This window comes from Sphingomonas sp. ERG5, from assembly GCF_000803065.1.
Taxonomy (GTDB): Bacteria; Pseudomonadota; Alphaproteobacteria; order Sphingomonadales; family Sphingomonadaceae; genus Sphingomonas.
Window position 1 is genome coordinate 36855 of sequence record NZ_JSXI01000022.1, and the last position, 20327, is coordinate 57181.

Annotated in this window: 19 protein-coding genes and 1 tRNA gene; 13 read left to right on the forward strand and 7 right to left on the reverse strand. The window is 63.6% G+C overall.

Annotated features, from left to right (window positions below):
* Positions 1-18: 18 nt before the first annotated feature.
* From OO12_RS08375 to OO12_RS08415, 10 genes are all read left to right on the forward strand, one after another.
* Positions 19-2064, forward strand: coding sequence for a S9 family peptidase (locus tag OO12_RS08375; RefSeq protein ID WP_034158226.1), 2046 nt, complete (start codon positions 19-21; stop codon positions 2062-2064).
* A gap of 49 nt (positions 2065-2113) precedes the next feature.
* Entirely contained in the window at positions 2114-2323 is a 210-nt protein-coding gene (locus OO12_RS08380; RefSeq protein WP_152616324.1) for a hypothetical protein, read from the forward strand.
* On the forward strand, positions 2295-2633 hold the full coding sequence (locus tag OO12_RS29090; protein WP_235364717.1) for a hypothetical protein: 339 nt from the start codon (positions 2295-2297) through the stop codon (positions 2631-2633). Before OO12_RS08380 ends, OO12_RS29090 begins: the two co-directional genes overlap by 29 nt.
* Positions 2630-2935 (forward strand): hypothetical protein, encoded by a 306-nt coding sequence (locus tag OO12_RS29095; protein WP_235364718.1) that lies wholly within the window; start codon positions 2630-2632, stop codon positions 2933-2935. Before OO12_RS29090 ends, OO12_RS29095 begins: the two co-directional genes overlap by 4 nt.
* Before the next feature lie 53 nt (positions 2936-2988).
* Positions 2989-5679 (forward strand): valine--tRNA ligase, encoded by a 2691-nt coding sequence (locus OO12_RS08390; protein ID WP_034158228.1) that lies wholly within the window; start codon positions 2989-2991, stop codon positions 5677-5679.
* Positions 5679-7127, forward strand: coding sequence for an MATE family efflux transporter (locus OO12_RS08395; RefSeq protein ID WP_235364719.1), 1449 nt, complete (start codon positions 5679-5681; stop codon positions 7125-7127). Before OO12_RS08390 ends, OO12_RS08395 begins: the two co-directional genes overlap by 1 nt.
* A 411-nt stretch (positions 7128-7538) precedes the next feature.
* A complete protein-coding gene (hemB, locus tag OO12_RS08400; protein WP_034158230.1) occupies positions 7539-8531 on the forward strand; it encodes a porphobilinogen synthase in 993 nt (330 codons plus the stop codon).
* Entirely contained in the window at positions 8528-9064 is a 537-nt protein-coding gene (locus OO12_RS08405; protein ID WP_034158231.1) for a GNAT family N-acetyltransferase, read from the forward strand. The genes hemB and OO12_RS08405 overlap by 4 nt, the downstream gene beginning before the upstream one ends.
* Positions 9061-9591: a GNAT family N-acetyltransferase gene (locus OO12_RS08410; RefSeq protein ID WP_034158232.1), complete on the forward strand. Its 531-nt coding sequence runs from the start codon at positions 9061-9063 to the stop codon at positions 9589-9591. The genes OO12_RS08405 and OO12_RS08410 overlap by 4 nt, the downstream gene beginning before the upstream one ends.
* Positions 9591-11816, forward strand: coding sequence for a spermidine synthase (locus OO12_RS08415; RefSeq protein WP_034158233.1), 2226 nt, complete (start codon positions 9591-9593; stop codon positions 11814-11816). Before OO12_RS08410 ends, OO12_RS08415 begins: the two co-directional genes overlap by 1 nt.
* Here OO12_RS08415 and OO12_RS08420 read toward each other — a convergent pair whose 3' ends face one another.
* On the reverse strand, positions 11817-12362 hold the full coding sequence (locus OO12_RS08420) for a hypothetical protein (RefSeq protein WP_034158234.1): 546 nt from the start codon (positions 12360-12362) through the stop codon (positions 11817-11819). It abuts the gene before it with no gap.
* Positions 12363-12447: 85 nt separating this feature from the next.
* Between OO12_RS08420 and OO12_RS08425 the strand changes: the two genes are divergently transcribed.
* The 3 genes from OO12_RS08425 (at position 12448) to OO12_RS08435 (ending at position 13539) form a co-directional block, all read left to right on the forward strand.
* Positions 12448-12524: transfer RNA gene (locus OO12_RS08425), tRNA-Arg, on the forward strand.
* Positions 12525-12534: 10 nt separating this feature from the next.
* Positions 12535-12816, forward strand: a complete 282-nt coding sequence (locus OO12_RS28490; protein WP_160296765.1) for a hypothetical protein — start codon at positions 12535-12537, stop codon at positions 12814-12816.
* 204 nt (positions 12817-13020) lie between these two features.
* Positions 13021-13539, forward strand: coding sequence for a DUF3617 domain-containing protein (locus OO12_RS08435; protein WP_052215671.1), 519 nt, complete (start codon positions 13021-13023; stop codon positions 13537-13539).
* Between the two features lie 71 nt (positions 13540-13610).
* Here OO12_RS08435 and OO12_RS08440 read toward each other — a convergent pair whose 3' ends face one another.
* From OO12_RS08440 to OO12_RS08465, 6 genes are all read right to left on the reverse strand, one after another.
* A complete protein-coding gene (locus OO12_RS08440) occupies positions 13611-15269 on the reverse strand; it encodes an FAD-dependent oxidoreductase (RefSeq protein ID WP_200887417.1) in 1659 nt (552 codons plus the stop codon).
* Entirely contained in the window at positions 15269-16237 is a 969-nt protein-coding gene (gene corA / locus OO12_RS08445; RefSeq protein ID WP_034158250.1) for a magnesium/cobalt transporter CorA, read from the reverse strand. The genes OO12_RS08440 and corA overlap by 1 nt, the downstream gene beginning before the upstream one ends.
* Positions 16238-16325: 88 nt before the next feature.
* A complete protein-coding gene (locus OO12_RS08450) occupies positions 16326-17090 on the reverse strand; it encodes a 3'(2'),5'-bisphosphate nucleotidase CysQ (RefSeq protein ID WP_235364720.1) in 765 nt (254 codons plus the stop codon).
* Positions 17087-19129, reverse strand: coding sequence for a sulfate adenylyltransferase subunit CysN (cysN, locus tag OO12_RS08455; protein ID WP_082006422.1), 2043 nt, complete (start codon positions 19127-19129; stop codon positions 17087-17089). Before cysN ends, OO12_RS08450 begins: the two co-directional genes overlap by 4 nt.
* Entirely contained in the window at positions 19129-20031 is a 903-nt protein-coding gene (gene cysD / locus OO12_RS08460) for a sulfate adenylyltransferase subunit CysD (RefSeq protein WP_034158238.1), read from the reverse strand. Before cysD ends, cysN begins: the two co-directional genes overlap by 1 nt.
* Before the next feature lie 69 nt (positions 20032-20100).
* Positions 20101-20319 carry a hypothetical protein gene (locus OO12_RS08465; RefSeq protein WP_034158239.1) on the reverse strand — a complete coding sequence of 73 codons (219 nt, stop codon included), beginning with the start codon at positions 20317-20319 and terminating at the stop codon, positions 20101-20103.
* Between the last annotated feature and the right edge of the window lie 8 nt (positions 20320-20327).

Below are 20327 nucleotides of genomic sequence, written 5' to 3' on the forward strand. Positions count from 1 at the left end.
TGCTCTATCGTTGCGACCATGAAGATGATCCTGTCCGCGAGCCTGATCGCGATCGCCGCAGCCTCCAACCCAGCCGCTGCCCGCCAACTCACCATCGACGATGTCACGATGCTGTCGCGCGTGTCGTCGCCCGACGTGTCGGCCAATGGTCATTGGCTGGTCTGGCAACAGCGCGAGACCGATCTCGCCGCCGACAAGGGGCGCTTCGATTTGTGGCGGCTCGACCTGACGAAGAAGAATGCCAAACCAGAAAAGCTTGTCGCCGAGGCTGATGTCAACGAAACCGGCCCGCAAATCTCCGCTGACGGCTCAACGGTCTATTTCCAGTCCGACAAGGGTGGCGACGATGCGATCTGGTCGGTCGCGATCACGGGCGGCGAACCGCGCAAGCTGACCGGCTTCCAGGGCGGATTCGGCGGCTTCAAGGTTGCACCGACCGGGGACAAGATCCTGGTCTGGGCCGATCGCAGGCCCGGTGCGCCGAGCCTCGCGCCGGCCATGGTCAAGAAGGACCCGAACGCCGGCGCGGCGCGGACGTATGACCAGATGTTCGTGCGGCACTGGGACACATGGTCAGACGGCAGCCGTTCGCAATTGTTCGTGCTCCCGCTCAATGCCGATGGCGCCAGCGGTGACGGTGTGGCGATCGGCGGAACGCTGGTCGGCGATGCGCCGTCCAAGCCATTTGGCGGCGGTGAGGAAGTATCGTGGAGCCCTGACGGCAAGACCGTCTATTTCGCGCTGCGAGAGGCGGGGCGGATAGAGTCCATGTCGACCAACCTCGATATCTTCGCTGTTCCCGCCGATGGCTCAGCGGCGCCGGTCAACCTGACCGACGCCAATGACGGCATGGACAATCTGCCGACCGTCTCGCCCGATGGCCGCAGCCTGGCCTATTTCGCCATGAAGCGTCCCGGCTATGAGGCCGATCGCCAGGTGCTGATGCTGCGCGATCTCGCGACCGGGCAGGTCCGTGCGCTGACAGAGGCCTGGGACCGCTCGGTCGGCTCGATCGCCTGGGCGGCGAATGGCAAGACCATTTACGTTACCGCCGACGATACGCAGGAAACCCCGGCCTTTGCGGTCGATACGGCGAGCGGCAAAGTCACGCGCCTGACGCAATTGGGGCATGTGTCGGGTGTTGTGCCGACCGCCAAGGGCATTGTCTTTGCGCTGAACAGCCTGACCGCGCCGGACGATTTCTGGTTACTCTCGGGCAAGAAGACCACGCGGCTGACGGCGGTCAATGCCGGCAAGCTTGCCGGGATCGATATGCCCGACGTCTCGCGCTTCAGCTTCGCCGGCGCGAATAACGACACGGTATGGGGCTATGCGGTGAAGCCCGCCGGCCTCACGGCGGGTGCGAAGGTGCCGGTCGCCTTCATGGTCCATGGCGGACCGCAGGGGTCGAGCAACAATAGCTGGTCGTACCGCTGGAATCCGGCGGTGTTCGCCGGCGCCGGTTACGGGCTGGTCGCGGTCGATTTCCACGGCTCGACCGGTTACGGTCAGGCCTTCACCGATGCGATCCGCAACAATTGGGGCGGCTGGCCGCTGCAGGATCTGCAAAAGGGCCTTGACGCCGCGACGACCAAATTCGGTTGGCTCGACGGCAACAATGCCTGCGCGCTGGGCGCATCCTATGGCGGCTATATGATGAACTGGATCGAGGGGCAGTGGCCCGATCGTTTCAAGTGCATCGTCCAGCATGACGGCGTGTTCGACGCCCGCGCCATGGCGTACGAGACCGAGGAATTGTGGTTCGACGAGTGGGAACATGGCGGCAAGGCCTATTTCGAGGATCCCGCCGCATATGAAAAATGGAACCCGGTCAATTTCGTCGACAAATGGAAGACCCCGATGCTGGTGATTACCGGTGAAAAGGATTTCCGCATTCCCTATACTCAGGGGCTGGCGGCCTTCACCGCACTGCAACGGCGCGCAATCCCGTCGCGGCTGGTGGTCAATCCGAACGAGAATCACTGGGTGTTGAAACCGAAGAACAGCCGCCAATGGTATGGCGAGGTGCTGGGCTGGATGGGGAAATGGACAGGGTCGAAGTAAGGCTCTCCTTGCTTCCTCTTGCTTCCTATCTAGGTCATGGAGAAATATGATGACCAAGGCCAAGCAAGTCCGTCCGAGCGATCTGCCGACCAAGCGCGTCCGGGCGCCGGATGGGTCGGTTATCCAGATGAAGGTCGTGCAAGCGGACAGCGCAACCTTCGCTGAGGATATTCTTGCCGCTTTCCGGTCCAACGTGCGGCGGATTACGAGCGATCGACGAAAGCGCGCGCGTGCCGTCGAAGACGCCGCGCAGGCCTGATAAACCCGTTTTCTGGATCGTTGCCGGGCCGAATGGCAGCGGCAAGAGTTCGCTCTATAATCGCACCGATATCGAAGGATGGGGTGGCTCGGTCTGGATCATCAACCCTGATCTGCTGACTGCCAAGATTGTCGAACAGGAAGGGCATCTGCCCGATGCTGCCAATCTCGTCGCCGTTCAGCGATCGAGGCATGGCTCGATGCATCGATCGACACCTATCAGACGATCGGTGTCGAAACCGTGCTCTCCTCACCCAAATATCGGCGGCTCGTCGATCGGGCCAAGGATCGCGGGTTCGAAGTGCGCATGATCTATGTCGTCCTCGACTCGGGTGACCTGCAGCTTCGCCGCATTCGTAATCGCGTAGCGGACGGAGGGCATGATGTGCCCGCCGATAAAGTGGCGTCGCGCCGAATCAGATCGTTCGAACAACTTGCCTGGTTTATCAACCGCGTGGACGAATGCCTCATATTCGACAATTCGACGGGGCAGCCGGCGCTGGTCGCTGCCCTCGCGCCGCGCGGGCAAATGACGGTTTTCGAAAAGCTTCCGCCGGACTTGGAACACGCTCTTCGCGCCGATGTGCCTGCGCTATTCCCGGATCGGCAATAGCGGCCTGAATGAAGGTGGCAGCGGTGCGATCATGTCGCTAAAGCCGCCACATCATGACCGAACTTCCCAAAACCTTCGACCCCGCCGAAATCGAATCCCGCTGGTACGCCCATTGGGAGAGTGAAGGCCTGTTCCGCCCCGATCGCCCCGGTGCGGAGCCCTGGACGATCGTCAACCCGCCGCCCAATGTGACGGGCAATCTGCACATCGGCCATGCGCTCGACAACACGTTGCAGGACATCCTCGCGCGCCACGCCCGGTTGAAGGGCAAGGATGCGCTCTGGGTGGTCGGCACCGACCATGCCGGCATCGCCACGCAGATGGTGGTGGAGCGCAACATGGCGCTGCACCAGCAGAAGCGCACCGACTTCACGCGCGAACAATTCGTCGAGAAGGTCTGGGAGTGGAAGGCGGAAAGCGGCGGGATCATCACCCAGCAGCTGCGCCGCCTCGGCTGCTCGATGGACTGGAAGAACGAACGCTTCACCATGGATGAGGGCTTCAGCAAGGCCGTGCTCAAGGTGTTCGTCGATCTCCATAACCAGGGCTTGCTGTACCGCGACAAGCGCTTGGTGAACTGGGATCCGGGTCTTGGCACCGCGATCAGCGATCTTGAGGTCGAGACGCGCGAGATCAACGGCCAGTTCTGGCATTTGCGCTATCCGCTCGAGGACGGGTCGGGTTTCATCTCGGTTGCGACGACGCGCCCGGAAACGATGCTCGCCGACATGGCGGTCGCGGTGAACCCGACCGACGAACGCTATACCGCACTGATCGGCAAGAACGTCAGGCTGCCGATCACGGGTCGCCTCATCCCGATCGTCGCCGACGAGCATGCCGATCCCGAACTGGGCTCGGGCGCGGTGAAGATCACACCGGGTCACGACTTCAACGATTTCGAAGTGGGCAAGCGCGCAGGGTTCAAGGCCGGCGACATGCTCAACATGCTTGATGCCAAGGCACAGGTGACACAGACGTCCGACGGGCTGATTCCGGCCGAACTGATCGGTCTGACCACGGCGGAAGCACGCAAGGAAGTCGTCGCGCGGCTGAAGGCGGGCGGCTTTCTCGTGCCGCACATCGACAAGGAAGGGGCGGAGCACGATTCCGAACCGCGCACGATCCAGACGCCTTATGGCGATCGCTCGGGCGTGGTGATCGAGCCGTGGCTGACCGACCAATGGTATGTCGACGCGGCGACGCTCGCCCAGCCGGCGATCGAGGCGGTCAAGTCGGGCGCTATCAAGGTCGTGCCCAAGACCTGGGAAAAGACCTTCTTCAACTGGATGGAGAATATCCAGCCCTGGTGCGTGTCTCGCCAGCTCTGGTGGGGACACCGTATCCCGGCATGGTTCGCCGAGGATGGCCGTATTTTCGTCGCCGAGAATGAGGCGGGCGCGCAAGCGCTGGCGGGCGAGGGTGTTGCGCTGACTCAGGACAGCGACGTGCTCGACACCTGGTTCTCGTCAGCGTTGTGGCCCTTCGCGACGATGGGGTGGCCCGAGAATGGTGACCCGACCCTGCATGGCCGTTATCCCAATGACGTGCTGATCTCCGGCTTCGACATCCTGTTCTTCTGGGATGCGCGGATGATGATGCAGGGGATGCACTTCATGAAGGACGTGCCGTTCCGCACGCTTTACCTGCACGGTCTCGTCCGTGCGGCCGATGGCGCCAAGATGTCCAAGTCGAAAGGTAATACCGTCGATCCGCTCGGGCTGATCGACCAGTATGGCGCCGATGCGCTGCGCTTCTTCATGGCGGCGATGGAAAGCCAGGGCCGCGACATCAAGATGGATGAGAAGCGGGTCGAGGGCTATCGCAACTTCGCGACCAAGCTGTGGAACGCGGCGCGCTTCTGCCAGTCGAACGGCATCGGCGCGAGCAAGACGCTCGAAGCGCCCGAAGCGAAGCTTGCGGTCAATCGCTGGATCATCGCCGAGACGATCCAGACGGTGCAGGCGGTCGATATCGCGCTGGCCGATTACCGCTTCGATGGTGCGGCCAATGCGATCTATCAGTTCGGCTGGAGCCGATTCTGCGACTGGTACATCGAGCTGATCAAGCCAGTGCTCGGGACGATGGATGCACCCGCAACCGGTGCCGAGGCTGACGAGACTCGTGCGGTGGCCGGCTGGGTGCTCGACCAGCTGCTTGTCCTTCTTCACCCGTTCATGCCCTTTATCACCGAAGAGCTTTGGTCGAAGCTCGGCGCGCGCGACACCGATCTGATCGTTGCCAGATGGCCGATGGCCGATGCGCGCTCGATCGACCCGGCGGCGAGCAAGGAAATCGACTGGCTGATCCGTCTGGTCAGTGAAGTTCGCGCGGCGCGCAACGAACTCAACATCGCGCCCGGTGCTCGGATGAAGGTGCATGTGCGTGACGGCGGCGTGGCGACGATCGACCGGCTTGCCCGGCAAAAGGCCGTGCTCGGCCGTCTCGCCCGGGTCGATTATGTCGAGGCGGAGCCGACCGCCGGTGGTGCGATCCAGATCGTCGTCGACGAAGCGACCTATATCCTGCCGCTGGAGGGCGTGATCGATCTCGACACCGAACGCGCCCGCCTGACCAAGGCGATCACGGCGGCGGAGAAGGAACGCGATGCGCTGGCGGGACGGCTCGGCAATGCGAGCTTTGTCGAACGCGCCAAGCCCGAAGCGGTGGAAAAGGCCCAGGCCGACCATGCCGAGAAATCGGCCGAAGCCGAACGGCTGACGGCGGCATTGGGGCGACTGGGTTAGTGGCGACACGCCCCGGCCAACGTGACCTGACGACGGGGCCGATTCGCCGTACGTTGCTGCTCTTCGCGCTGCCCACGCTCGCGTCGAACATCCTGCAGACGCTCAACGGCGCGATCAATTCGATCTGGGTCGGGCGTTTTCTGGGGGAGGGCGCGCTTGCCGCAACCTCCAACGCCAACATCATCATGTTCCTGACCTTCGGCGCGGTGTTCGGGTTCGGCATGGCGGCGACGATCCTGATCGGCCAGAGCGTCGGTCGGCGCGATATCGAGGGCGCGCGGCGTGCGTTCGGCTCGGCGGTCGGCCTGGTTGTTGGCGGTGCGGTGGTGATCGCCGCGCTCGGTTGGGTCTTCGCGCCCGACATCCTTCACTTGCTCGCCACGCCGAGCGGCGCGATGCAATTGGCGCTCGATTATCTGCGCGTCATCTTCCTTGGCTTGCCCGCGTCGATGCTGCTTGTCTTGCTCAGCATGGGGCTACGCGGGTCGGGCGATTCGATGACGCCGCTCTGGTTCATGGCGCTGACCGCGCTGCTCGACACGGTGCTCAACCCATTGCTGATCATCGGCGTGGGGCCGTTCCCGGCACTGGGTATCGCCGGCTCCGCGCTGGCGACGCTGACGGCCAACCTGATCTCGGTCATTGCCCTGCTCTTCTATATCTATCGGCGCGATCTGCCGATCCGGTTGCGCGGGCCGGAACTGCGCTTCCTGCTCCCCGAGGCCGCACTGGTGCGCACGATTGTCGGCAAGGGCCTGCCGATGGGCGCGCAGATGTTGGTGATGTCGACCGCCGGCCTGGCCATGGTCGGGCTGGTCAACCGGCTCGGCGTGGATACCGCTGCGGCCTATGGCGTGACGCAGCAGCTCTGGGGTTTCATTCAGATGCCCGCGCTGGCGATCGGCGCGGCGGTCAGTGCGATGGCGGCGCAGAATATCGGTGCGGGCCGTTGGGACCGGGTGTCGAGCATCACCAATGCCGGCTTGCTGACCAATTTCCTGCTGACCGGGGCGATGGTCGCTGCGGTGATCCTGTTCGACCGGCCGGTCATGGCGCTGTTCCTTGGCGATCATAGTCCCGCCATGCCGATCGCGCGCCATATTCAATTGATCGCAAGCTGGAACTTCGTCCTGTTCGGCATGACCATGGTGTTGTTTTCGACCGTGCGCGCGAATGGCGCGGTATGGGCGCCCCTGCTGTCGCTGATCGTTGCACTTTACCCGGTGCGGATCGGCTTTGCGGTTCTGGCCAAACCCCATCTGGGTGCGGATGCGCTATGGTGGAGTTTTCCGATCGGCTCGTCCGTTACGCTACTGCTGGCGTTCCTCTATTACCGCTATGGCGGCTGGCGTCGCGGAGTCCTGGCCGTGCCGCCGGATCCGGAAGAAACCGGCGAACAGGCGCATGCCACGACCGAGCCGGCCGGGCGGCAACATCCCACGGGCTGAATCCCGATCGATTCAATCGCGGTACCGGGCGGTCCATCATGGAGTCGGCGATAGGCTGATCGGGCCCCGTCCGCTCTTTCACATGACAAGTAAAAAGACGCCGTGCCGGCCATGCTGTTCCGGGCCAAACGCATGCTGTTATCGTGCTGTTTTCATGCTGTTATTCAATAACAGCATATTTTCGCATAACATGTTGGAATAGTGTGATTAAAAACGGGGAAAAATCCAACATAACAGCGGGGAAAAATTTCTGCCTCGATAACAGCATGGAACAGCAAGCGACTCGGCGGGCACGAGGAGTGGGCAATCACCATGACCGGCCGGTAGGCGAGATCTTCATTGGCTGAATTCGGCGACTTGTCTGGTCCGTAACGCTTGCGCGACCATGCGCGATCCACCACAAGTCGCGCCATGTCCGCTCAATACCCAGCACTCCGCTTGCGCCGTACCCGCGCTTCCGCCTGGAGCCGCCGGCTCCACGCCGAAACGATCCTCACCCCCGCCGATCTGATCTGGCCGCTGTTCATCGCCGAAGGGCAGGGGGTGGAGGAGCCGATCCCGTCCTTGCCGGGCGTGTCACGCTGGTCGGTAGACGGGATCGTCGCACGGGCACGCGAAGCACGCGAGCTCGGGATCGCCTGTGTCGCGCTGTTTCCGAATACGCCGCCAGCATTGCGCACCGATGACGGCCGCGAAGCGCTCAATCCCGACAATCTGATGTGCCGCGCGATCCGCGCGATCAAGGATGCGGTGCCCGATATCGGTGTGCTGACCGATGTCGCGCTCGACCCCTATACCGCGCATGGCCATGACGGGTTGGTCGACGACTCCGGCTATGTCATGAACGACGCGACGGCGAAGGTGCTGGTCGGTCAGTCGCTCAATCAGGCGGCGGCGGGCGCGGACATTATCGCGCCGTCCGACATGATGGATGGCCGCATCGGCCTGATCCGTGACGCCTTGGAAGGCGATGGCCATCACAACGTCCAGATCATGTCCTACGCCGCCAAATATGCCAGCGCCTTTTATGGCCCGTTCCGCGACGCGGTCGGCTCGCGCGGACTGCTGAAGGGCGACAAGAAGACCTATCAGATGGATTCGGCCAACGCCGAGGAGGCACTGCGCGAAGTCGCGCTCGACCTGGCCGAGGGTGCGGACAGCGTGATGGTCAAGCCGGGCCTGCCGTATCTCGATATCATCCTGCGGGTGAAGGCGGAGTTCCAGATACCCGTCTTCGCCTATCAGGTGTCGGGCGAGTATGCGATGATCGAGGCGGCCGTCGCGGCCGGTGCGGGCGAGCGCGACCCGCTGGTGCTCGAAACATTGATGGCGTTCAAGCGTGCGGGCTGCTCCGGCGTGCTGACTTATCACGCGGCGCATGCCGCGCGGCTGTTGCGCGCATGATTGAAACCGAGCGGCTGATCCTGCGTTGGCCCGTGCCCGCCGACCGCGCCGCGCTGCACGCGATGTGGGCCGACCCCGCGGTGATGATCGACCTTGGCCCGATCAAGTCGCCGTCCGACAGCGATGCGGCGATTGCGCGCCATGCCGGATATCGTGACAGTCACGGCCTGGGCTTCTGGACCGTCGAACTGCGGCAGGACGGCAGTGTGATCGGTTTTTGCGGCCTGAAGCCCGGCGCGGAGAACACGCCGGCTGAAGGCGAAATCGAGATCGGCTGGATGCTGGCCCAGCCCTGGTGGGGCAAGGGCTATGCGCGTGAGGCGGCGGCGGCGAGCCTCGACTGGGCCTGGAGCAGGCAGGCGGCGCCCCGAGTCGTCGCGATCACCGCTGCCCGGAACCTGGCGAGCCAGCGGCTGATGGAGCGTCTGGGAATGACGAAACGCCCCGGAGATTTCCTTCATCCCATATTTGCTGATGACGACCCGTTGCGTCACAGCGTGATTTTTTCGATCGACCACCCGGCAATCGCATGATCACGACTGAACGCCTGATCCTGCGCCGCTGGCGCAGCGACGATGTCGCGCCGTTCCACGCCATGGGCCAGGATCCGGAGGTGATGCGCTACCTCGGGCCGATCCAGTCGCGTGATGACGTCGTCGCGGCGATCGGGCGCCACAATGCCTTGCAGGATCGGGTGGGGCATTGCTTCTGGGCGCTGCAGCGGCGCGAGGATGGCGCCTTTCTCGGCTTTTGCGGGGTCAAGCTCGGCCCGCCCGGCACGCCGATCGCCGATCAGCTTGAAATCGGCTGGCGGCTGGCGCGCCCGTTCTGGGGTCTGGGTTACGCCAGGGAGGCAGCCCAGGCGAGCCTGGATTGGGTCTGGGCCCATCTCGACGCGGCGGACGTCGCGGCGATGACGGTGCCCGCCAATATCGCCAGTTGGGGCCTGATGGAGCGTCTCGGCATGACGCGCATGGTGGATGAGGATTTCGACCACCCCGCATTGGCTGAGGGCGATCCGCTCCGGCATCACATTCTGTACAGGATCTATCGACCCTGATGGCAATTTCGGCGTTACCCGCCCGCTTTGCGCGGCCTCTGTTCGTGATCGCGATCCTGGCCGGGTCGTTCCTCTTGTTCCTCGTCCAGCCAATGATCGCGCGCATGGCGTTGCCCCGCCTCGGTGGTGCGCCGGCGGTGTGGAATTCGGCGATGCTGGTCTATCAGGCATTGCTGCTTGGCGGTTATGCCTATGCGCACTGGCTCGGCCGCGTCAGCCCGCGCAAACAGGCGGCGATCCATCTGGCGGTGCTGGTCGTTGCGGCGCTGTGGCTGCCGATCGGGCTGATGTCGATGCAGTTGCCGGCCGACGCACAACCCGCGATCTGGGTGCCTTGGTTGCTTGGCGCGTCGATCGGGCCGCTATTCTTCGCAGTCTCGGCGCAGGCCCCGCTGCTGCAGCGCTGGTTCAGCATTTCGAGCAAGGGCGGCGATCCCTATGCGCTTTACGCAGCATCGAACTTTGGCAGCTTTGGCGGGTTGATCGTTTACCCGCTGATCGTCGAACCCGAGCTGGCGCTGCGGGGGCAGAGCGCGCTGTGGAGTGCGGGTTACATACTCGTCGTGATCCTGGTCGCGGCTTGTGCCTTCACCTTGCCGAAAAGGGCCGTGGCGCTCACCGAGGAAGCGGTCGCGCCCAGCACGCCGCCGACACGCCGGCGCGTCGCGTTGTGGATCGCGCTGGCGCTGGTGCCATCCGGGCTGATGCTCGCCACCTCGACCTATATCACCACCGATGTTGTCGCGATGCCACTGCTCTGGGTCATGCCGCTTGGTCTGTATCTGTTGAGCTTCACCATCGCTTTTGCCGGCAATCGCGCGCTTGCCGACCTGCTGACCCGGATCGCGCCGGTCACGATCCTGCTGTTCGGTGGCGTGATGGTCGGCGGGTATCAGGAACGGCCTTACCTCAACGCCGGGCTTGCGTTGATGCTGTTGTTCATGACCTCGGTCGCGCTGCATACTGCAATGTACCGGTTGCGGCCGGCACCCGATCGGCTGACCGGTTTCTATCTCGCCATGTCGGTCGGCGGCGTGCTGGGGGGTGTGTTTGCCGCGTTGATCGCGCCCCTGGTGTTCGACTGGACCTATGAATATCCGTTGTTGATCCTCGCCGCGGGCGCCTTGGTGCCGCAGTCTTTTCTGATCGATCCGGTTCGGCGCCTCTGGCACGGCACGGCGCAGCGGCACCGTATCGCGATCCTGACGATCGCACTGACCATGGCGCTATTGGTGCTGGCGGTGATCAACAACGCCGCTGGTGGTGGTCCCGACGGCAAGCCGACGCCGCCTTTCGTGTTCCTCATCATCGTCGCGCTCGGGCTGATCGTTACTGGCGTGCGGACGGCGTTCGTCATTGTCCTGGCCGGGGCACTGATCGCCTTTGGCGGGTATCGCTCGATCGTGATCTCGCTGGAGCCCGGCGCGCGCGTCCGGAGCTATTTTGGTGTCTATACGGTGCGCGGCAACCCGACGACCCAGCAGCTCGCGCACGGCACCACGGTTCATGGTACGCAGCTGATCGGCAGCGAGCGGCGCGAGCGCACGCCGACCGCTTATTATATCCGCCAGTCAGGCGTCGGACAGGCGATGATGGCGCTGCCGGTCCTGTATGGCGACAAGGCGCGGGTCGGCGTTGTCGGGCTGGGGGCGGGCACATTGGCCTGTTACGCCCAACCGGGTCAGGATTGGCGTTTCTACGAGATCGATCCCGTCGTCGTCCATATCGCACGCGACACCGGCCAGTTCAGCTTCCTCTCGCGCTGCCTGCCGAACCCGAAGATCGTGATCGGCGATGCGCGACTCAACCTTCTCGCCGAACCGACCGGTGGGCTGGATATCCTTGCGCTCGACGCTTTCTCGTCGGATTCGGTGCCGATGCATTTGATGACGCGTGAAGCGTTCGACACCTATGGCCGCGTGCTGGCCCATGACGGTGTACTGCTGGTTCACATCTCGAACCGCTTCCTCAACCTCGAGCCCGTCGTATCATCGGCCGCGGTTGCGGGAGGATGGAGTGCCGCAAAGCTGGTCTATTTCCCGGGCGCGGGCGCTGACCAGGCGGAAAGCGCCTCAGCCTGGATCGCCCTGTCGCGCGATCCGGGCACCATCGCCACGCTGAAGAGGCGCGATGCCGCCTGGGCGCCGGTGCCGCGCTACCCGCGCTTCACACCGTGGAGCGACGATTATTCGACGATCCTGCCGTTGCTCAAAGGCTTGCGCTGATTATCGGGCTTCGGGCAGCGATGTCTGCAGCGTTGCGATCCGTGCCGTCTGCACATCCAGTTCTTTCTGCGTCGCGGTCCGCGCGGCTTCCAGACTCGGATAGGGCGGTTTGCCGTCCGCTGCCCGAGTCATTGCTGCGTCGTCGAGGTCGGACAGCGCCGACACGGTCGAGGCGCGGTACACGTCGAGGTCAGCCAGCGCGCTTTGCGCTTCGATCCAACGATCGCTGCCCACCGGTTGTCCCTGAGCGGCCTTTGACAGCGAATCGGCCTTGGTTGCCGCGATGGCGAAATCCTTTTGCGTGCTGTCGATCGTCGCGCTGATTCCGGCAACGCGCTTGTCGAGCGCCGAATCGGCTTCGACCATGACGGGTGCGATCTCGGGTTCGGCATCGCTGCGCGATTCGATCGGGCGAGGCAGCAGCGAGGGGTAGGGCCCCTTGCTGCGCTCGCCACACCCCGTGACAATCAGGGCGGAACCCGCGAGCAGGGCCAGGCGGGCAAGCCGCCGTACGAGGGAGCGAGCGGGAGTTTGGCGGTGCGTCATCGCCTATCGCTCTATGCGTCGCATCAAGCATGCGCAACGCACTTGCGCCCTGCGCATCACGCCTCTATGAGCCCCCTTCCAGTGCGCACCCGTAGCTCAGCTGGATAGAGCATCAGACTACGAATCTGAGGGTCGGGCGTTCGAATCGCTCCGGGTGCGCCAATTTTTCCAAATGATCGAATCACCCCTTTGGGGGCCCCAACATGTTGCGCATGCTGCCTGTGTCATGCGCGGTGTGAGCGGCCATGTGCTGTTCGGGGCGCCGCTTGGGCTGGTCGCGATGCCTGCTCCGGGCCGCGCTCGTCCGCTGGCGGTCGATGACCGGCAAGGTCAGTGCGGCACATTTCAGCATTTCAGGCCACTTTTGAAAAAATATATAAATTATCGAACAAATAATCTCATTGGCCCATTCGTTTCTTTCAAGAAACAAATAAAGATAAACCCCGAATACTGAACTGATGTTGAGAGATATACTGATGTAATGAGAATGTATGTGATGATATATTTGTCCGCAGTGGGTCATCGGGCTCGGCTTGTGGCCAATCTTGACGATAATCTTGATCCATTGAATGACATGCCCGCGTGCTGAAAAGCTCCGGTGAACCGGGGCGGCCGCAAGGGCTGGCCCCCGCCGGTCCGTCAACAGGAGCAAATGTCTATGCGTACCAATTCATTGTCGGCCTGCGCGATCGCCGGCCTCTTCCTGCTCGGCGCCTGTTCAGGCGGCAACAAGGCGAACGATACCGCCAGCAAGGATGGCGGCGCGCCCGCAGCGCCTGCTGCCGCGGCGGCGGTCAAAATGCCCAAGGCAGGCCTGTGGGAGATCAAGACCACATCGATGGGGGTTACGGTACCGGCGGTGAAGGGATGCGTGGGTGAGACCAAGCCCGGCGAGAATCCCTTCATGGCGAAGCAGCCCGGCATGAACTGCGCGAAGAACAATGTGACCTCCACTGCCGGCGGTTATGACATCGATGCCGAGTGCACGATGAACGGCATGACCGTCGCGACCAAGGGCAGCGTGACGGGCGATATGTCGAGCGCTTACAAGGTCGAGATGACCTCGAAGATGAGCGGCGCCAACCTGCCGGCCGCAGCGCAGCAGGAAACCAAGATGGTCATGGACGCGACCTATCAGGGCGCTTGCCCGGCGACCGTGCAGCCCAAGGCAGGCTGAGTGCGAAAGGGAGGGGAAGGGCAGTCCTTCTCCTCCCGAACGGCCGGCGCGGGAGTCGGTCATCCCCTCGGTCAGCGCTGAGCCAGATATTGGTGGATCTGGGCGACTACCGCCGCTCCTTCACCAATCGCGCCGCCGACGCGCTTGACCGATCCCGCCCGGACATCGCCGATCGCGAAGACCCCCGGGACACTCGTCTGTAGCGTCAACGCATCCTGGCCGGTTGCGACAAAGCCTTTTTCATCCGGCAGCACGGCGCAGGCGCCAAGCCATTCGGTCGCCGGATCGGCGCCGACGAACATGAAGACATTGCGAATCGGTGCCTCAGTGGTTTCCCCCGAATCGCGATTCTTCCATGTCACCCGTTCCAGTCCGGCGGTGCCGCCATCGAGATCCACGACTTCGGTCCGGTTCATCAGTTCGATTCGCGGATTGGCGGCAATACGATCGATCAGATAGCGTGACATGGTGGCGGCAAGCCCGTCACCGCGCACCATCATCCGCACCTTGGCGGCATGGCCGGCAAGATAGACTGCCGCTTGCCCTGCGGAGTTCCCGCCGCCGACCAGGACGATTTCCTGCCGGCTGCAGAACTGCGCTTCGACCGGTGAGGCCCAGTACCATACGCCGCGCCCCTCGAACTCTTCGAGCCGGGTCAGGGCGGGGCGACGATAACGTGCGCCTGAGGCAATGACGGCGCTGCGTGCGCGATAGACGCGGCCGTCATCGATATGCAGCCGGTGAATGCCATTGGCGTCGCTGCATTCGAGCGTGGTGACGCATGCCGGAATGGCGATCTCGGCACCGAATTTCTGCGCCTGCACGAAGCCGCGTGCGGTCAGCGCCAAGCCAGTGATGCCGGTCGGAAAGCCGAAATAATTCTCGATCCGCGCACTCGCCCCGGCCTGCCCACCAAAGCCGCGCGAATCGAGCACCAGCACCGACAGGCCTTCCGATGCGGCATAGACCGCGCTGGCGAGGCCTGCCGGCCCGGCACCGACGATCGCCACGTCATAGACGCATTGGTCGTCGGGCTTGCCGATCATGCCCATCGCGATCGCCATATCCGTGTCGGACGGCGCCCGGAGGACTGTGCCGTCGGGCAGGATCGCCAGTGGCCAATCCGTCGCGGCGGGATGGAGGTGCGCGACGATGTCGGCTGCTTCCTCGTCGCTCGCCGGGTCGAGCGAGCGGAAGGGCAGGCCGTTGCGGCGCAGGAAGCCAGCAATCCTCACGCGGCCGGGATCATCCCCAGGCGCAATCAATATCGGCCCGCCCGCCGCCGCGTCGATCAGGCTGGTCCGGCGCAGGATCAGGGCACGCATGATGCGCTCGCCCAGATCGGCTTCGGCGACGATCAGCGCGCGCAGGTCGACCGGTTTGAGGATCAGCGATTCGACCGGCTCGGCGGCGTCCGCATCGACCAGGGCAGGGCGGCCCGACAGGCTGGAAATCTCGCCGATCAGCGACCCGGGCCCGTGTTCGGTGATCGGGCTGACATTGCCGGCGCCATCGTGCTGGACGATCGACACGCGCCCTGACAATATTACGGTCAGGCCGATGCCGCGATCGCCGGTCGCAAAGAGCCGCTCGCCCGTCGCATAGGATCGCCGCCCGCCGAAACGGGCGACACGGGCAATATCCTCGGCCGAAAGAATGGGAAACATCTGTTCCCGGCGCTGGACCGGTGGAAAGGGGGCGGGCGGAGCGGCGTCAGGCTCTTCGGGCATCACAGCCATTTGACGCGCCGGAACCGGATATAGAGCGCGCTGCACAAGGTCAGGATCACCCCTATGATGACGAAATAGCCATATCGGGTCTTGAGCTCCGGCATATATTCGAAGTTCATCCCGTAAATACCGGCGATCGCCGTCGGTACGGCGAGGATTGCTGCCCAGGCCGCGAGCTGGCGGGTGATTGCCCCCTGGCGTTGCTGTTCGAGCAGGGTGCTGACCTCAAACACCGATGTCAGCACGTCGCGCAGACCACCGACCATATTCTCGACTCGCCTGACATGGTCGAGCACGTCCTTGAAATAAGGCTTTGTTTCGACATCGATGCACGGCACGTCGAGGTTGAATAATTTGCTCGTCACCTCGCCCATCGGGCCGATCACGCGCTGGAACCGGATCACTTCCCGACGCAGCGTGAACAGGCGCTTGGTGTCGTCATAGGACAGCGAGGCGTCCATCGTCTGGGTCTCGATCTCGAGCACTTCCTCCTCGATCGTCTCGACGATCGGCAGATAGCCATCGACAATGAAGTCGAGAATGGCGTGCAGGACATAATCGACGCCGTGGCGCAGCAGCCCAGGTGCGGCCTCGAGATGCGCACGCAGGCCGCTATGCGCCCGGGCGGAGCCGTGGCGGACGGTGATGATGTGATTGGGGCCGACGAAGATCGCCGTTTCGCCATAATCGATATGGTCGTCGTTCAGATGCGCGGTGCGCGCGACGACGAACAGCTGGTCGCCATAAACGTCGATCTTGGGCAATTGATGCTTGTTCTGGGCATCCTCGACCGCCAGCGGGTGCAGGCCGAATTTCTCCTGCAGGGTTTCCAGCTCAGCATTGGTCGGCTCATGCAGGCCGATCCACACAAACTCCTTCTTGTCGCCATGGCACGGCGTCGGCTCATCGATCTCGATTGGCCGGATGCGCTGGCCATCGTGGTAGAGATAGGCGGCGATTACGCTCACGGGCACCTCATTCGACGTCTCGGTGCGCCGGAGGTAGCAAAGCGCGTGCGAAACGTCGCGCTCCGAAATGCGCTCAACCGCGCACCTGTCAGCCGCCCGGCGACAGGCCGGCCTCCTGGATTGCCGCCAGAACCCGGTCGGCCAGTTCCTCGCGGCAGATCAGCAGGTCGGGCAGGAGCGGATCGACGCAATTATAGACCAGGGTACTGCCGTCGATGCGCGAGGCGTGCAGCCCGGCGGCAAGGGCGACCGCGACCGGCGCGCAATTGTCCCATTCATACTGGCCGCCGGCATGGAGGTAGATGTCGGCGCGACCCTCGACCACCGCCATCGCCTTGGCGCCGGCCGAGCCCATCGGGATCATCTCTGCATCGAGCGCAGCGGCGACAGCGAGCGCGATTTGCGGCGGGCGCGAGCGGCTGACCACCATGCGCGGGCGAGTGCCGAGCGGCGGGTATTCGGGCGGCGCGTCGTCAGTCACGAAAACCTTGTGCGCGGCGGGAAGGGCGACCGCGCCGGTGACCGGCACGCCATCGATCGCCAGGCCGATATGCACCGCCCAATCGTCGCGCTCCTCGGAGAATTCGCGCGTGCCGTCGAGCGGATCGACCACCCAGACGCGCCGCGCCGAACAGCGTGCGCGGTCGTCAGCGGCTTCCTCGGACAGGATGAAGTCGTCGGGCCGCGCGGTGCGCAGATGCGCAATGATCGCGGCATTGGCGCGCTCGTCACCGCGCTTGCCCAGCGTCGCGCCCGAGCAATCCCCGGTCGCGCACAATGTGCGGAGCAAGTCGCCCGCCTCCAGCGCCACGGCGCGCGCGAGTTCTGCATCGGTTTGAGCAATCTGGGTCAAAGGTCCGGACTCCATACGCCCATGATATGCTCAACGATCCGCTCGGCCGCCGCTTCCGGTGATTCGCGCGTCGTATCGATGCGTATGTCGGGATTGACCGGGGCTTCATACGGGCTTGAAATCCCGGTGAAGTTGGCAATCGCGCCGCTGCGCGCCTTGGCATACAGGCCCTTCACATCGCGCGTTTCGGCAACTTCCAACGGCGTATCGACGAAGATCTCGACGAATTCGCCATAGGGAAGCATGCCGCGTACCAGGTCGCGCTCGGCCCGGAACGGCGAGATGAAGGCGGTCAGCACGATCAGCCCGGCGTCGGTCATCAGCCTGGCGACTTCGCCGACCCGCCGGATATTCTCGATCCGGTCGGCATCGGTGAAGCCGAGATCCTTGTTGAGACCGTGACGGACATTATCGCCATCAAGCAGGAAGCTGTGCCGGCCAAGCGCGTGGAGTTTCTTTTCGACCATATTGGCGATGGTCGACTTGCCCGAGCCGGACAAGCCGGTGAACCAGAGCAGCTTGGGATTCTGCCCCTTTTGCGCGGCATGCGCGGCGCGCGTGATGTCGACCGCTTGCCAATGCACGTCCTGCGAGCGACGCAAGGCGAAGCTCAGCGTGCCCGCCGCGACCGTCGCATTGGTCAGCTTGTCGATCAGGATGAAGCCGCCGAGATCGGTCGAGTCGGCATAGGGTTCGAACACGATCGGGCGGTCGGTATAGACTTCGGTCACGCCGATATCGTTAAGCCCGAGCGTCTTCACCGACAATTCAGCCAGCGTGTTGATGTCGATCGCGTGGCGCGGCTGCTGGATCGTCGCGCTGACCGTCTGGGTCGCGAGCTTCAGCCAATAAGCGCGACCGGGAAGCAGTTGTTCCTCGGCCATCCACACCAGGGTCGCCTGGAACTGGTCGGCGACCTGCGGCGGCGCGGCGGCCGTGACGATCACATCCCCGCGCGAGCAATCGATCTCGTCGGCCAAGGTGAGAGTCACGGATTGTCCGGCGACGGCTTCGGTCAAATCGCCGTCCATCGTCACGATCCGCGCAATGGTGCTGGTCCGCCCGGACGGGAGCACGCGAACCGCATCGCCCGGCCTGATCACGCCCTCGGCGATCAGGCCGGCAAAGCCGCGAAAGTCGAGATCGGGGCGATTGACCCATTGCACCGGCATGCGGAACGCACGCGCCTGCGCGGCGTCGCCGTCCAGGTCGATCGTTTCGAGATGCTCGATCAGGGCCGGTCCATGATACCAGGGCATCGTCGCCGTGCGGGTGGCGATATTGTCGCCGGCAAGGCCCGAAAGCGGGATCGCGGTGAAGCTGTCGATGCCAATCGACGCCGCGAAGGCGGCATAGTCGGCGACGATCTCATCGAACACGACCTGGCGATAATCGACCAGGTCCATCTTGTTCACGGCGAGCACGATGTGGCGGATGCCGACCAGATGGGCGAGGAAACTATGACGGCGCGTCTGGGTCAGCACGCCCTTGCGCGCGTCGATCAGGATCACGGCGCAATCGGCGGTCGAGGCCCCGGTGACCATGTTGCGGGTATATTGTTCATGGCCGGGCGTATCGGCGACGATGAACTTGCGCTTCTCGGTCGCGAAGAAGCGATAGGCGACGTCGATCGTGATGCCCTGTTCGCGTTCGGCGGCGAGGCCGTCGACCAGCAGCGCGAAATCGATATTCTGACCCTGCGTCCCGACGCGCTTGCTGTCGGCTTCGAGCGCGGCGAGCTGATCCTCGAAGATCATTTTCGAATCGTAGAGCAAACGCCCGATCAGCGTGGATTTTCCGTCATCGACCGAGCCGCAGGTGATGAAGCGCAACAGAGACTTGCGTTGATGCAGCGCGAGATATTCGCCGATATCGGCGGCGATCAAAGCGTCGGGAGTATAGAGATGGTCGCCGCTACCTTCGTCATCCTCGCGAAAGCGGCGCGCGCGCTGGCCGGTCTCGGTCGCGATAGAAGAAACAGAAGAAGAAGCGGGATTCCCGCTTTCGCGGGAATGACGGTTGAGGGGGGTGTTGGTCATCAGAAATACCCCTCCGCCTTCTTCTTTTCCATGCTCGCGCTCTGATCATGGTCGATCGCGCGGCCCTGACGCTCGCTTGTAGTGGTCAGCAGCATTTCTTGAATCACTTCGGGCAAGGTCGCCGCTTCGCTCTCGACCGCGCCGGTCAGCGGGTAGCAGCCAAGCGTACGGAAGCGGATCGAGCGTTCCACCGGCACCTCGCCGGGAAGCAGCCGGAAGCGGTCGTCATCGACCATCAGCAACAGCCCGTCGCGCTCGACCGTCGGGCGGGGGGCGGCGAGATACAGGGGTACGATCTCAATGCCCTCGGCAAGGATGTATTGCCAGATGTCGAGCTCGGTCCAGTTGGACAGTGGGAAGACGCGGAAGCTTTCGCCCTTCGCCTTGCGCGTGTTGTAGAGCCGCCACAATTCGGGGCGCTGGTTCTTCGGATCCCAGCGCTGGTGTGCGGAGCGGAAGCTGAAGATCCGTTCCTTGGCGCGGCTCTTTTCCTCGTCGCGCCGCGCGCCGCCGAACGCCGCGTCATAGCCCCCGGCCTCGAGCGCCTGTTTCAGCCCCTCGGTCTTCCACAGATCGGTGTGCAGGCTGCCATGATCGAACGGGTTGATCCCGCGCGCTTCGGCATCGGGATTCTTGTGGACGATCAGCTCCATACCGGCTGCCGCCGCGGCGCGGTCGCGCAGCGCGTACATGTCGCGGAATTTCCAGGTCGTATCGACATGGAGCAGCGGAAAGGGCGGCCGTGCCGGGAAGAATGCCTTCCGGGCGAGGTGCAGCATCACCGCCGAATCCTTGCCGACCGAATAGAGCATCACCGGGCGCTCGGCCTCGGCGACCACTTCGCGCATGATATGAATGCTCTCGGCTTCGAGACGCTGCAGATGGGTAAGGGTGAGGCTCATTGTCGCCCCAGATAGTGGCGAATTGCCGCCGTGCGATCAACTTATGCTGTTGGGCATTAAAGCTCGACGTCAGTCGGCCTGTTGCCGCTCGATCGAATCGAGGATTCGCGCGCCCGCCATGAACACCGCGATCGGGCAGACCGAGAAGAGCAGCCAGCCCCCGAAGCCGGGATATTGGTGCAGATAATGTTCCCCGCGTTCGACCGCGCCCATGCCCAGGCCATAGATGACCAGAAAGGCCTCGAACTTGGTCTTGATGACGAACAGCTTGGCGAATTTGGTCCACATGCCAATCG

Excerpts from the sequence above, each read along its gene's own strand:
- OO12_RS08410 (WP_034158232.1), top strand. The coding sequence starts at position 9,061 with ATGATCACGACTGAACGCCTGATCCTGCGCCGCTGGCGCAGCGACGAT.
- OO12_RS08415 (WP_034158233.1), top strand. The coding sequence starts at position 9,591 with ATGGCAATTTCGGCGTTACCCGCCCGCTTTGCGCGGCCTCTGTTCGTG.
- OO12_RS08435 (WP_052215671.1), top strand. The coding sequence starts at position 13,021 with ATGCGTACCAATTCATTGTCGGCCTGCGCGATCGCCGGCCTCTTCCTG.
- cysN (WP_082006422.1), bottom strand. The coding sequence starts at position 19,129 with ATGACCAACACCCCCCTCAACCGTCATTCCCGCGAAAGCGGGAATCCC.
- OO12_RS08440 (WP_200887417.1), bottom strand. The coding sequence starts at position 15,269 with ATGCCCGAAGAGCCTGACGCCGCTCCGCCCGCCCCCTTTCCACCGGTC.
- OO12_RS08390 (WP_034158228.1), top strand. The coding sequence starts at position 2,989 with ATGACCGAACTTCCCAAAACCTTCGACCCCGCCGAAATCGAATCCCGC.
- OO12_RS08420 (WP_034158234.1), bottom strand. The coding sequence starts at position 12,362 with ATGACGCACCGCCAAACTCCCGCTCGCTCCCTCGTACGGCGGCTTGCC.
- hemB (WP_034158230.1), top strand. The coding sequence starts at position 7,539 with ATGTCCGCTCAATACCCAGCACTCCGCTTGCGCCGTACCCGCGCTTCC.
- cysD (WP_034158238.1), bottom strand. The coding sequence starts at position 20,031 with ATGAGCCTCACCCTTACCCATCTGCAGCGTCTCGAAGCCGAGAGCATT.
- OO12_RS08380 (WP_152616324.1), top strand. The coding sequence starts at position 2,114 with ATGACCAAGGCCAAGCAAGTCCGTCCGAGCGATCTGCCGACCAAGCGC.
- OO12_RS29095 (WP_235364718.1), top strand. The coding sequence starts at position 2,630 with ATGATCTATGTCGTCCTCGACTCGGGTGACCTGCAGCTTCGCCGCATT.
- OO12_RS08405 (WP_034158231.1), top strand. The coding sequence starts at position 8,528 with ATGATTGAAACCGAGCGGCTGATCCTGCGTTGGCCCGTGCCCGCCGAC.
- OO12_RS08375 (WP_034158226.1), top strand. The coding sequence starts at position 19 with ATGAAGATGATCCTGTCCGCGAGCCTGATCGCGATCGCCGCAGCCTCC.
- OO12_RS08465 (WP_034158239.1), bottom strand. The coding sequence starts at position 20,319 with ATGTGGACCAAATTCGCCAAGCTGTTCGTCATCAAGACCAAGTTCGAG.
- OO12_RS28490 (WP_160296765.1), top strand. The coding sequence starts at position 12,535 with ATGATCGAATCACCCCTTTGGGGGCCCCAACATGTTGCGCATGCTGCC.